This is a genomic window from Streptococcus mitis (assembly GCF_047464945.1).
GTDB classification, from domain to species: domain Bacteria; phylum Bacillota; class Bacilli; order Lactobacillales; family Streptococcaceae; genus Streptococcus; species Streptococcus mitis_EA.
Genome location: NZ_JASHAX010000003.1, coordinates 57878 through 69973, shown reverse-complemented (window position 1 = coordinate 69973; position 12096 = coordinate 57878). Strand labels below are relative to the sequence as shown.

General features: G+C 42.8%; 11 protein-coding genes. 2 read left to right on the top strand and 9 right to left on the bottom strand.

Features of this window, described 5'->3' with window-relative positions:
* Positions 1-37: 37 nt before the first annotated feature.
* The 9 genes from QM424_RS04750 to ruvB all read right to left on the bottom strand — a co-directional run bounded on the left by QM424_RS04750 (position 38) and on the right by ruvB (position 11184).
* On the bottom strand, positions 38-1087 hold the full coding sequence (locus tag QM424_RS04750; protein WP_414393291.1) for an LLM class flavin-dependent oxidoreductase: 1050 nt from the start codon (positions 1085-1087) through the stop codon (positions 38-40).
* Between the two features lie 118 nt (positions 1088-1205).
* Positions 1206-3014, bottom strand: coding sequence for a glutamine--fructose-6-phosphate transaminase (isomerizing) (gene glmS, locus QM424_RS04745; RefSeq protein ID WP_414393289.1), 1809 nt, complete (start codon positions 3012-3014; stop codon positions 1206-1208).
* A gap of 191 nt (positions 3015-3205) precedes the next feature.
* Complete coding sequence (gene bglA, locus QM424_RS04740) at positions 3206-4585, bottom strand: 6-phospho-beta-glucosidase (RefSeq protein WP_414393287.1); 1380 nt, start codon at positions 4583-4585, stop codon at positions 3206-3208.
* A gap of 98 nt (positions 4586-4683) precedes the next feature.
* On the bottom strand, positions 4684-6537 hold the full coding sequence (locus tag QM424_RS04735) for a proline--tRNA ligase (RefSeq protein WP_414393285.1): 1854 nt from the start codon (positions 6535-6537) through the stop codon (positions 4684-4686).
* 12 nt (positions 6538-6549) lie between these two features.
* A complete protein-coding gene (gene rseP / locus QM424_RS04730; protein WP_414393283.1) occupies positions 6550-7809 on the bottom strand; it encodes an RIP metalloprotease RseP in 1260 nt (419 codons plus the stop codon).
* Between the two features lie 21 nt (positions 7810-7830).
* Positions 7831-8634, bottom strand: coding sequence for a phosphatidate cytidylyltransferase (locus tag QM424_RS04725; protein ID WP_414393281.1), 804 nt, complete (start codon positions 8632-8634; stop codon positions 7831-7833).
* An 8-nt stretch (positions 8635-8642) separates the two neighbouring features.
* Positions 8643-9401: an isoprenyl transferase gene (locus QM424_RS04720; RefSeq protein WP_173274979.1), complete on the bottom strand. Its 759-nt coding sequence runs from the start codon at positions 9399-9401 to the stop codon at positions 8643-8645.
* Between the two features lie 231 nt (positions 9402-9632).
* A complete protein-coding gene (locus QM424_RS04715; RefSeq protein WP_414393279.1) occupies positions 9633-10205 on the bottom strand; it encodes a nucleotidyltransferase family protein in 573 nt (190 codons plus the stop codon).
* Positions 10186-11184: a Holliday junction branch migration DNA helicase RuvB gene (gene ruvB, locus QM424_RS04710; protein WP_004239104.1), complete on the bottom strand. Its 999-nt coding sequence runs from the start codon at positions 11182-11184 to the stop codon at positions 10186-10188. The genes QM424_RS04715 and ruvB overlap by 20 nt, the downstream gene beginning before the upstream one ends.
* 133 nt (positions 11185-11317) lie before the next feature.
* Here ruvB and QM424_RS04705 point away from each other — a divergent pair, with 133 nt between their 5' ends.
* Complete coding sequence (locus QM424_RS04705) at positions 11318-11410, top strand: type I toxin-antitoxin system Fst family toxin (RefSeq protein ID WP_101782132.1); 93 nt, start codon at positions 11318-11320, stop codon at positions 11408-11410.
* A gap of 504 nt (positions 11411-11914) precedes the next feature.
* A complete protein-coding gene (locus QM424_RS04700) occupies positions 11915-12007 on the top strand; it encodes a type I toxin-antitoxin system Fst family toxin (protein ID WP_000969509.1) in 93 nt (30 codons plus the stop codon).
* Positions 12008-12096 lie beyond the last annotated feature (89 nt).

The following is a 12096-nucleotide window of genomic DNA, read 5'->3' as shown; positions in this document are numbered from 1 at the left end:
TATTTGTAGTTATAATACATTTGATTAGGATTTTTTATTAAGCCTCTTTCATGGCAAAGTAAGCCCGTACTTTTGGTGCTACTTGCGTTCCGAAAAGTTCAATAGCTCTCAGTACTTGTTCATGAGGCATAGAACCAAGAGGTAAGTGCAACATAAAGCGGTCCAAACCTAAGTTTTCAATCATGCGAATCAATTTTTCGGCCACCTGATCTGGATTGCCCACAAACATAGCACCACTTGGCCCAACCTGCTCTAAATATTGCTCATAACGCAATTCCTGCCAGTGCGGACGATCTTTGGAAATCGCATCCACTACTTGCTTGGTCGGATGGAAATAATCTTTTACAGCCTGCTCACCATCTTCAGCAATCCAACCCCAAGAATGAGCTCCAACCTTTAGTTCCTGACTGGCATAACCCGCTTCGCTCCCAATCTCACGATAAGCCTGAATCAACTTTCTAAAATAACGAGGGTTACCACCAATAATGGCATAGACAATCGGTAGACCTGCCTGAGCAATCTTCACTGTTGATTCGACATGACCACCTGTCGCTATCCACAAGGGTAATTTATCCTGAACTGGACGAGGATAAACTTCTTTCCCAGAGATTGTTTGGCTCAATCGACCTTGCCAGTCTAACTTGGTCTTTTCATTGACTAACCGAAGCAAGTCTAATTTCTCATCAAAAAGGGCTTCGTAGTCTTTCAAATCATATCCAAACAAGGGAAAAGATTCCGTGAAAGAACCCCTTCCGGCCATAATCTCCGCACGTCCATTTGACAAAGCATCGATAGTGGCATACTGTTGGAACAAGCGAATCGGATCCATACTTGAGAGAATGCTGACTGCACTGGTCAAACGGATTTTCTTGGTATTAACTGCCCCAGCGGCCAGAACAATCTCTGGGGCTGATACTGCAAAATCTGCTCGATGGTGCTCACCAATCCCATACACATCCAAACCAACCTTATCAGCCAGTTCAATCTCCGCCACCAACTGACGAATGCGTTCGGCATGACTGTAAGTTTGCCCAGTCCCTTCAAGCTCCGTTGTTTCCCCAAATGTTGAAATTCCCAATTCTACCACAGTGATTCTCCTTGTCTATTTCGGTCCTTCATTTTGAAAAATTATTCTAACACGAATCTTGAGTACAAGCAACCGATTTGCTCAAAAGAAAAAGCCTAGATAACTAGACTTTTTTAGCTTATTCTACCGTTACTGATTTAGCAAGGTTACGTGGTTTATCCACATCAAGACCACGGTGGAGTGTTGCAAAGTAAGCGACTAATTGCGTTGGCACGACCATTGAAATTGGTGAGAGGTAAGGGTGTACGGTCGTAAGGACGATATCGTCTGTCTCTTTAGCAACATTTTCTTCTGCTATAGTGAGAACCTTGGCACCACGGGCTGCCACCTCTTGGATATTTCCACGAGTGTGGTTGGCAAGGACTGGATCTGACAAGAGAGCCAAGACAGGCGTTCCTTCTTCAATCAAGGCAATAGTTCCGTGCTTGAGTTCTCCTGCCGCAAAGCCTTCACACTGGATGTAAGAAATCTCTTTAAGTTTGAGACTTGCTTCCATGGCTACGTAGTAATCTTGACCACGCCCAATGTAAAAGGCATTGCGAGTTGTTTCAAGAAGCTCACGAACCTTGGCTTCGATGGTTTCTTTCTCTGAAAGAGTTGATTCGATAGACTGAGCTACGATTGACAACTCATGAACCAGGTCAAAGGCTTGCGCTTTAGCATTACCATTTGCTTCTCCGACTGCTTTTGCAAGGAATGCAAGGGCTGCAATTTGCGCTGTATAGGCCTTGGTTGAGGCTACGGCAATTTCAGGACCTGCATGAAGGAGCATGGTATGGTTGGCTTCACGTGAAAGGGTTGAACCTGGGACATTTGTCACTGTCAAGCTTGGGATGCCCATTTCATTAGCCTTAACCAAAACCTGACGACTATCCGCTGTTTCACCAGACTGACTGATAAAGATGAAGAGTGGTTTCTTGCTGAGAAGTGGCATACCGTAACCCCACTCAGATGAGATTCCAAGTTCAACTGGTGTATCTGTCAATTCTTCCAACATCTTCTTAGAAGCAAATCCTGCGTGGTAAGATGTTCCAGCTGCAAGGATATAGATGCGATCTGCGTCTTGAACGGCCTTAATGATAGCTGGATCTACCACTACTTGACCCGCCTCATCTGTGTAAGCTTGGATGAGTTTACGCATAACTGTTGGTTGCTCATCGATTTCCTTGAGCATATAGTAAGGATAAGTTCCCTTACCGATATCTGACAAATCAAGCTCAGCAGTGTAGCTAGCACGTTCACGACTGTTGCCATCATAGTCTTGCACTTCCACGCTATCCGCCTTGACGATTACCAACTCTTGGTCATGGATTTCCATGTACTGGTTGGTCTCACGAATCATAGCCATAGCATCTGAGCAGACCATGTTATAGCCTTCCCCAAGCCCAATCAAAAGTGGTGATTTATTTTTAGCTACGTAGATGACTTCAGGATCTTGTGAGTCAACCAAAGCAAAGGCATAAGAACCACGGATAATGTGAAGAGCTTTTTTGAAGGCTTCAAGAACTGAGAGACCTTCTTCTTCCGCAAATTTTCCAATCAAGTGAACGGCAATTTCAGTGTCTGTTTGCCCCTTGAAGTGGTGACCTGCAAGGTATTCTTCCTTGATTTCAAGGTAGTTCTCAATCACCCCATTGTGAACCAAGACAAAACGTTCTGTCTCAGAGCGATGTGGGTGAGCATTGTCTTCCGTTGGTTTCCCGTGAGTTGCCCAACGAGTATGTCCGATACCAGTTGTCCCCTCAACACCAGCTGTCTTGGCAGACAATTCTGCAATACGGCCTACAGCCTTAACTAGGTGATTTTCAGCACCACCTAGGACAAAAATCCCCGCAGAATCATAGCCACGGTATTCGAGCTTTTCAAGCCCTTGAATCAAAATATCAGTTGCATTTGTGTTTCCAACAACACCAACAATTCCACACATAGTATATACGACACAGACCAGCTGTGCTTTCTCCTTAAAATTGGTATAGTCTGATTTCTCTTTTATAGAACCAGCAAAAACAGTATATACTTGTTTCTTTCACTTGTCAAGAGTAAAAATTGGTATAGTTCAAATTACGCTCCTGTTAGCAAAAGACTCTGACCAATTAGGATAATCAGTCAGAGTCCTTTTTAAAATCCATTATTATCGCTTAATTCCTTGAACCAGTGCCCTGATTTCTTCAGACGACGTTCTTGCGTTTCCAAGTCTAATTCGACCAAACCATAGCGATTTTTATAGCTGTTGAGCCATGACCAGCAATCAATAAAGGTCCAGATTAAGTATCCTTTACAGTTGGCTCCATCTTCAATGGCACGGTGAAGTTCGCGAAGATGACCTTTTACAAAGTCAATACGGTAATCATCTTGAATCATTCCATTCTCACGGAATTTTTCTTCCCCTTCAACACCCATACCATTCTCTGTCAACATCCACTCAATATTGCCATAATTTTCCTTGATATTTTGGGCAATGTCATAAATCCCTTGCTCATAAATCTCCCAGCCACGATGAGGATTGATTTTACGTCCAGGCATTACATAAGGCTCATAAAAATGTTCTGGCAAAAGAGGACTCTCTGGATTCTTAGCAAATCGAGGCGCCATAACACGCAAAGGTTGATAGTAGTTGACACCAAGGAAGTCCACCGTATTGTCACGAATGAGCTCCAACTCCTCCTCTGTAGCATCAGGCAAGAGACCGTATTCATGTAAGATTTCTACCAACTCCTGTGGATAAGTCCCCAAAACAGACGGATCTAAGAAAGATTGGGCCTGAAAAAGATCCGCAATACGAGCAGCCTTGACATCAGCAGGATGCTGGCTACGTGGATAAGCCGGTGTCAAGTTTAAAACAATCCCAATCTTGGAATCAGGCAAGAGTTCATGACAGGCCTTAACCGCCCGACTGCTAGCCAATTGTGTATGATAAGCTACTTTAACGGCTGCCTCTGCATCCACCTTATGTGGATAATGGGCATCGTAAAAATAGCCAAATTCTACCGGAACGATGGGCTCGTTAAAGGTAATCCATTGATCCACTAAATCTCCATAGGTCTCAAAACAAAAACGAGCATAGTCTTCATAGGCTGAGACAGTCGCCTTATTTTCCCAACCATCACCATCTTCTTGAAGAGCAAAAGGTAAATCAAAATGATAAAGATTCACTAAAAGACGAATCCCTTTGGCCTTAATAGCCTCAAAAACCTTACGGTAAAAGTCTACACCTTGAGGATTGACTTCCCCACGCCCTTGTGGAAAAATCCGTGACCACTGAATAGAAGTCCGAAAGGCCGTGTGACCAGTTTCTAACAGTAGCTCAATATCCTTTTCCCAATTTTCATAAAAGGTCGATGTCTTATCTGGACCAATCCCATTATAGTAACGATTCGGCTCCACTTGGAACCAGTAATCCCAGAGATTATCTCCCTTACCGTCACCAGCTACACGTCCTTCTGTTTGTGGTCCAGAAGTAGAGGATCCCCAGACAAAATCCTTTGGAAATCTTAGCATACATTTACCTCTTTATCTACTCATTTTTCCCATTATACAGAAAAAACAAGGTAAAAACTAGTTACATTTTTTCCTTGTTTTTCTTCTGATTATAGTTTTTATTTCTTGCTGAGGATTTCAAGCGTTTCAAGCACGTTATCTGCATGAACTTCGATGGTGTCACCAGTTGCCTTGATCTTCACTTCTACGATGCCATCGGCCGCTTTTTTACCAACAGTGATACGGATTGGCAATCCAATCAAGTCACTATCGCTGAATTTGACTCCGACACGTTCATTACGGTCGTCTGTCAAGACTTCGTAACCTGCTCCCATCAAGCTTGCTTCAAGTTTTTCTGTCAAGGCTTGCGCTTCTTCATCCTTGACATTGACAGTGATCAAGTGAACATCAAATGGCGCCAATTCTTTAGGGAAGTTGATTCCCCAAGCGTAACGGTATTCACCTTTTGGTGTTTTGTTAACAAAGAGGCGAGCGTGTTGCTCCATCACTGCTGAAAGTAGACGGCTGACACCGATACCATATGAACCCATAATGATTGGTACAGCACGGCCATTTTCATCCAAGACATCTGCTCCCATGCTTGCTGAGTAACGAGTACCGAGTTTAAAGATGTGACCAATTTCGATACCACGCGCAAAGTTAAGGACACCTTGTCCGTCTGGAGAAATTTCACCCTCACGAACTTCACGGATATCCACATATTCTGCAGTAAAGTCACGACCTGGGTTCACACCAGTCAAGTGATAGCCATCTTCGTTAGCACCCACAACTGCATTATGGACATCTTGCACCTTACGATCTGCAATGATTTTAACATTCTCTGGCAAACCAACTGGGCCAAGTGAACCAAATCCTGCTTGAACAAGATTCGCCACTTCTTCTTCGCTAGCAACGTCAAAGAAATCTGCTCCCAAGTGGTTTTTCAACTTGACTTCGTTGAGTTGGTCATTTCCAACTAGAAGGGCTGCAACAAGCTCACCATCGGCCATGTAGAAGAGTGTTTTAATCGTTTGTTCTTCTGGGACGTTTAGGAAAGCTGCAACTTCATCGATTGATTTAACATCTGGCGTTGCAACACGAGTTACTTCTTCTTCAGCGACAACACGGTTGCTTGGTTTGTACTCGTTTGTTGCCATTTCCAAGTTAGCCGCATAGCTAGATTCACTTGAGTAAGCAATGGTATCTTCACCAGAAACCATCCATTTGAGCAATTCTGCCTTGATTTCTTCTTGCACTTCTACAGGAATTTCGTCAAATGAGGCAACTGACTTGTCCAAGACAACCCAGCGGTCAAGGTCTGTACGAGCAGGAGTAATGGCCATAAATTCTTGGCTATCCTTACCACCCATGGCTCCACCGTCACCAATGATAGCCTTGAAGTCTAAACCACTACGAGTGAAAATACGCTCATAAGCAGCCTTGTACTCATCATAAACACTGTCCAAGCTATCATAGTTAGCGTGGAAACTATAAGCATCCTTCATGATAAACTCACGTGTACGAAGAAGTCCATTACGTGGGCGTTTTTCATCACGATACTTAGGCTGGATTTGGTAAAGGTTGAGTGGCAATTGCTTGTAAGACTTAACAGAATCACGGACAATAGCTGTAAAGGTTTCTTCGTGAGTTGGACCTAGGATAAAGTCTGATTTTTCACGGTTTTTTAGCTTGTAAAGGTCTTCACCGTAAGTTTCATAACGACCTGATTCGCGCCACAACTCTGCACTAAGAAGGGCTGGAACTAACATCTCAACGGCACCAATCTTGTCGAATTCTTGGCGCATGATATTTTTAGCTTTTTCAATCACACGGTTGGCAAGTGGTAGGTAAGAATAAACACCTGCTGAAACTTGACGAACATAACCAGCTCGCAACATAAGAGCGTGGCTGATAACTTGAGCATCGCTTGGCATTTCGCGAAGCGTTGGGATAGGCATTTTACTTTGTTTCATAATATTCCTCGATTATCTAAAAAAGAGTCGCATGATGTCATTCCAAGTCACAGCAATCATCAAGACAACCATGATGACCACTCCGGCCAAGGTGACATAGGTTTCAATTTCTTGTTTCAATGGTTTGCGGCGGATAGCTTCTAGGATATTGAGCACAATCTTACCACCATCCAGGGCTGGAATCGGAATAAGATTAAAAATCCCGATATTGATGGAAATTATTGCCAAGAAGTACAAAACATTCTCAATTCCATTTTTAGCAGCATCACTACTTGCCTTAAAGATGGCAACAGGTCCACCTAGCTTGTTTAAATCCGGTTGGAAAATTAGGTTTTTCAGTGCTGAGAGAATTCGGAGGGCCGAGTCAGCAGCAGTTGTAAAACCACCTACAAACATAGATAGAAAATCTGACTTAATCCCCGGTTGAACACCTAGAAGGTAACGGCCTTGACTTTCTTCTGGGGTAACAGTGACTTGTTTGTCACTCCCCTTTTCAGAAATAGTCACATCCAAGGTCGGGGCCGTCTTATCTTTGGTTTCTGATTCCACAGCCTGAATCAAACTTTCCCAGTTGCTAACCTCATGTGAACCAATCTTGGTAATCTGTGCCGTTTCTGGTACTCCCACCTTAGCCAAGGCCCCTTGGGGCATGACATGGAACTGGTTGGTATCGACATCTCTGACACCACCCTGCATAAAGATTAAAATCCAGAAAACAACGACACCTAAGATAAAGTTATTCATAGGGCCTGCAAAGTTAGTAATGAGTTTCCCCCAGATAGTTGCATTTTGATATTGAACATCTAAAGGTGCAATTCGAACCTCAGTTCCATCTGCTTCCACAACCGTTGCATCGTGATCTACTGCAAATGTTTTTTCTTCTTCCAGAACCAAGCCCCTGATAAAGAGCTTGTCTTCAAAGTCAAACTGGGTCACCTGCATAGGGAGGGCCGTTTGATCCAATTTTTTACCTGAGAGATTGATGCGTTTAACCTTACCATCATCAGTAAGGGTCAAACTGACAGGAGTTCCTGTCTTAATTTCAGTTGTATCATCACCCCAACCAGCCATGCGAACATAGCCACCCAGCGGCAAGATTCGAATAGTGTAGGCCGTTCCATCCTTGCCAATGTGAGCAAAGATTTTGGGCCCCATACCAATGGCAAATTCACGCACTAGAATTCCTGATTTCTTGGCAAAGTAGAAGTGCCCGAACTCGTGCACCACTACAATAATCCCAAAAACCAGAATAAAGGTTAAAATTCCGAGCATAGTATTTCCTCCGTCTTTTGATTAAAAGAGTCCAAACAAGTGCATGATTGGAAATACAAGCAACATACTATCAAAACGATCCAAAACACCACCATGTCCAGGAATAAATTTCCCAGAATCTTTGACACCAAAGTGACGCTTGATCGAACTTTCTAGTAAATCACCAAATTGTCCAGCAATGCTAAAGAAAATAGCAAAGACTGACATCTTGTAAATTCCATACGGAAGAGCAACTGTACTGTCAAACATCATAAAGATGATAGTTACTAAAATAGCACCTAAAATACCACCCAAGGCACCCTCAAAGGTTTTATTTGGAGAAACTGTCGGAGCTAATTTTCGTTTACCATAGTTCATCCCAACAAGATAGGCACCACTGTCTGTCGCCCAGACGATACACAAGGCCAATAGAGCCTTATCTAATCCTGCAACGCGAGCATCTAGTAAAGCATTAAATCCAAAGCCTACATAGAAACTCATAGCAAGAGGGAAAACAGCGTCCTCAATCGTATAAGACTTGCTAAAAACAGTCGTTCCTAACATAATTGAAATCAAAACACTGTAGGCAACCACATTCCCATCAACTGGCAAAAAAGTCAGGTAATTCTCCAAGGGAATGGTCAAGGCAAAGGTTGCAAAGAGGGTCAAGAGGCCCTCCATCGTCATGGTCTCTAGACTTCTCATCTTCAAAAGTTCATGCATGGCTAGCATGGCTATGATTCCAATTGCTATCTGAAGCAAGAGGCCACCAATCATTAAAATTGGTAGGAAAATAGCCAGAGCAATCCCTGCAAACAAGGTTCTTTTCTGTAAATCCTGTGTCATATTTCCTCCTAAACTCCTCCAAATCGGCGATGACGACGATTGTAGGCAAGAATGGCTTCCTGCAAGGCCGCTTCGTCAAAATCAGGCCACAAGGTATCTGTAAAATAGAGCTCACTATAGGCTCCCTGCCATGGAAGGAAATTGCTCAAGCGCAATTCTCCACTAGTACGGATAATCAAGTCTGGGTCTCGTAAGTCCTTAGGCAAATGCTGGGTAAAGAGATAGTTGCCAATCAATTCCTCTGTGATGTCACCTGGGTTGATTTTGGCATCTAACACATCCTGAGAAATCAACTTAAGAGCCTGTGTAATCTCAGCACGTCCGCCATAATTGAGGGCAAAATTAAGAATCAAACCTGTGTTGTTCTTAGTCAATTCCTCAGCTTTAGTCAGAGCTTCAAAGGTTTGCTTAGGCAGGCGCTCCGTTTCCCCAATCATTTGAATCTTAACATTATTCGCATGCAGTTCCGGGACATAATTATCATAAAACTCTACTGGCAAGTTCATGATAAACTTGACTTCCTGATCTGGACGGGTCCAGTTTTCTGTAGAAAAAGCATAGACCGTAATAACCTTGACGCCTAGTTTGTTGGCTGCCTTGGTCACAGTTTGCAATGCTTCCATGCCCGCTTTATGTCCGAAGACTCGCGGTTGCATACGTTTTTTAGCCCAACGGCCATTGCCATCCATGATGATGCCGATATGAGCAGGAACCTGTGTCGGAACCTCTACTTCCACAGCCTTATCTTTCTTAAAAAATCCAAACATGATCTTATTCCTATTCAAAAATCTATCGTTTCATTATACCATATTTCCCTATTTTCTTCTATCACTAAGCTATTTATTCTCAGGCACAAAGCCCATTTTTCAAAAAAATAAGCCGCCTGATTGGGCGACTCAATTTTTTATAGGGAGATTATTATGAAAAAGTTTTAGGAGTTTAAGTTAAGGTCTTCTTAACTTATGGACTTAGTATACACTTCCTAGCTTAAAGTTTCCTTAAGTATTTTTAAAAATCAAATTTTTCCATTTCTCCTGCCAATTTTTCTTGGATAGACGTGTTCGATAAAGTTCCATTCGGTCTTCATTCTCTAAAAAATGAGGAGTTGGACGAACTTGAAAATTCAAAATATCCTCCAAACCATAAGGTTCATAGAGTTCAAAATCGGATTCTTCATTCAAGCGTAATCCAACAGCCGTACATCGTTCTGGATACTTACTCATAGCATCACGGGAACTGGTATAGGGAGCAGTATGAGGGCTGTGCTGGTGCATATAGACTTGATTTTTCAATTCCCACTGGTACTGAGGAAAGTCCTCTCTCAGCTTTTTCTCCAGGGACAAGGTTTCCTCATAAGAAATATCTGGATCAAAGAAAATTACATCTACATCTGTTTCAAGATCAAATGCTGGTCTGTCTGACAAGAGATTCCAGATGAAATTTCTGACAGAACCTGCTGCCAGCCAGGAATCTGTCAACTCCAGATTTCGGATGATCGTCAGAATAGCCATCATATCCGGATTTTCTCTAAAAGCCTCTAGAATTTCTTGCTCATTTTTCACTATATTCATACCCTAAGTGCTCATATGCCTTAGCAGTCGCCACCCGTCCAGACCGCGTCCGCATGATAAAACCTTTCTGAATCAAGTAAGGCTCATACATATCTTCAACTGTCTCACGTTCTTCTGCTATGTTAACAGAAAGAGTTCCTAGACCAACAGGACCACCACCGTACATCTCAATCATGGTGCGAAGGATTTTTTGATCCACATAGTCCAAACCTTCATGGTCAACATCCAGCATAGTCAAAGCCTTATCGGTAATAAGATCATCGATCACCCCATTCCCCATGATCTGGGCAAAATCGCGCACGCGCTTGAGGAGACGATTGGCAATACGAGGGGTTCCACGGCTACGTAGAGCCAACTCAGATGCTGCCTCATGAGTAATTTCCATCTCAAAAATATCTGCCGTCCGCTCAACAATTTCCGTCAAGTCAGCATGAGCATAATACTCCATATGACCTGTAATTCCAAAACGTGCCCGTAGCGGATTTGAGAGCATACCTGCCCGAGTCGTCGCGCCAATCAAGGTAAAAGGTGGCAACTCCAAATGAACACTGCGACTGCCTTCACCAGCCCCAATCATGATATCAATGTAGAAATCCTCCATAGCACTATAAAGCACCTCCTCCACAGACATGGGCAAGCGATGAATCTCATCAATAAAAAGAACATCCCCAGGCTCTAAGTCGTTCAAAATCGCTACCAAATCCCCAGCTTTTTCAATGACTGGACCCGAAGTCTGCTTAAGATTGACACCTAGTTCGTTGGCAATAACAAAAGCCATGGTCGTTTTCCCCAAGCCTGGAGGTCCAAATAAGAGCACATGATCTAGCGCTTCATCCCGCATTTTGGCAGCTTCTATAAAGATTTGGAGCTGGTCCTTGACCTTGTCCTGTCCAATATATTCACGTAAATACTGAGGACGGAGCGTACGTTCTACTAACTCCTCGTCCCCCATTATCTCATTATCTAAAATTCTACTCATGGCTCTATTATATCAAAAATCCAAGCCACAAACAAAAAAGCCACCCAATTGGGTGACTCCTGAGTTTAGCACTTATGTGGTATAATATTATACGGCACTTCTACACCGCCTACGAAAGGAGGTGAGATAGCCCATGATGGAATTAGTACTCAAAACTATCATCGGACCAATTGTGGTCGGTGTCGTTCTTCGATTAGTCGATAAATGGCTAAACGAAGACAAATAGTGTCAAAAAAGACCTCAAGCTTATTTGGTCGTGAGCTTGGGGTCTTTTCTAGCCTATGATATAGAACTAGTACTCAATTCCTTTTTATTATCCCATAGTTCACAAATTTTGTCAAAGGTTTATATTCTCGGTTTTTCAAGCTTTAACCACTGGCTAACAATATGATGACTCACTCCTTGACAACCAAGAGCATTATTACAGTAGTTCTAGTCCTTCAATTAACAGTCACTTAAATTCAAAGTGAGGTTGAACTTGCTGAAGCGACAACAGACCTATTTTTTACTCATATTCGCTAAAAAAAACCGCCAAAATCTCAAAAAGTCCCCGCCAATTCCCCGACCAAAATCCGAAAAATATCGGAAAATGATTTTTAGAATAGTCCCAAAAAGCCTGAAATAGAGCCAAAAAACTTCACTTGATTAGGCGACTCCCGACTTTAGCACTTATGTGATATAATATTTTACGGCACTGCTACACCGCCTGCGAAAGGAGGTGAATTAGCCCATGATGGATACAATACTTAAAACTATCATCGGACCAATTGTGGTCGGTGTCGTTCTTCGATTAGTCGATAAATGGCTAAACAAGGACAAATAGTGTCAAAAAAGACCTCAAGCTTATTTGGACGTGAGCTTGGGGTCTTTTCTAGCCTATGATATAGACACAATACTTAATTCTCTTTTATT

Excerpts from the sequence above, each read along its gene's own strand:
- QM424_RS04705 (WP_101782132.1), top strand. The coding sequence starts at position 11,318 with ATGATGGAATTAGTACTCAAAACTATCATCGGACCAATTGTGGTCGGT.
- QM424_RS04735 (WP_414393285.1), bottom strand. The coding sequence starts at position 6,537 with ATGAAACAAAGTAAAATGCCTATCCCAACGCTTCGCGAAATGCCAAGC.
- QM424_RS04700 (WP_000969509.1), top strand. The coding sequence starts at position 11,915 with ATGATGGATACAATACTTAAAACTATCATCGGACCAATTGTGGTCGGT.
- ruvB (WP_004239104.1), bottom strand. The coding sequence starts at position 11,184 with ATGAGTAGAATTTTAGATAATGAGATAATGGGGGACGAGGAGTTAGTA.
- QM424_RS04715 (WP_414393279.1), bottom strand. The coding sequence starts at position 10,205 with ATGAATATAGTGAAAAATGAGCAAGAAATTCTAGAGGCTTTTAGAGAA.
- rseP (WP_414393283.1), bottom strand. The coding sequence starts at position 7,809 with ATGCTCGGAATTTTAACCTTTATTCTGGTTTTTGGGATTATTGTAGTG.
- QM424_RS04720 (WP_173274979.1), bottom strand. The coding sequence starts at position 9,401 with ATGTTTGGATTTTTTAAGAAAGATAAGGCTGTGGAAGTAGAGGTTCCG.
- QM424_RS04725 (WP_414393281.1), bottom strand. The coding sequence starts at position 8,634 with ATGACACAGGATTTACAGAAAAGAACCTTGTTTGCAGGGATTGCTCTG.
- bglA (WP_414393287.1), bottom strand. The coding sequence starts at position 4,585 with ATGCTAAGATTTCCAAAGGATTTTGTCTGGGGATCCTCTACTTCTGGA.
- glmS (WP_414393289.1), bottom strand. The coding sequence starts at position 3,014 with ATGTGTGGAATTGTTGGTGTTGTTGGAAACACAAATGCAACTGATATT.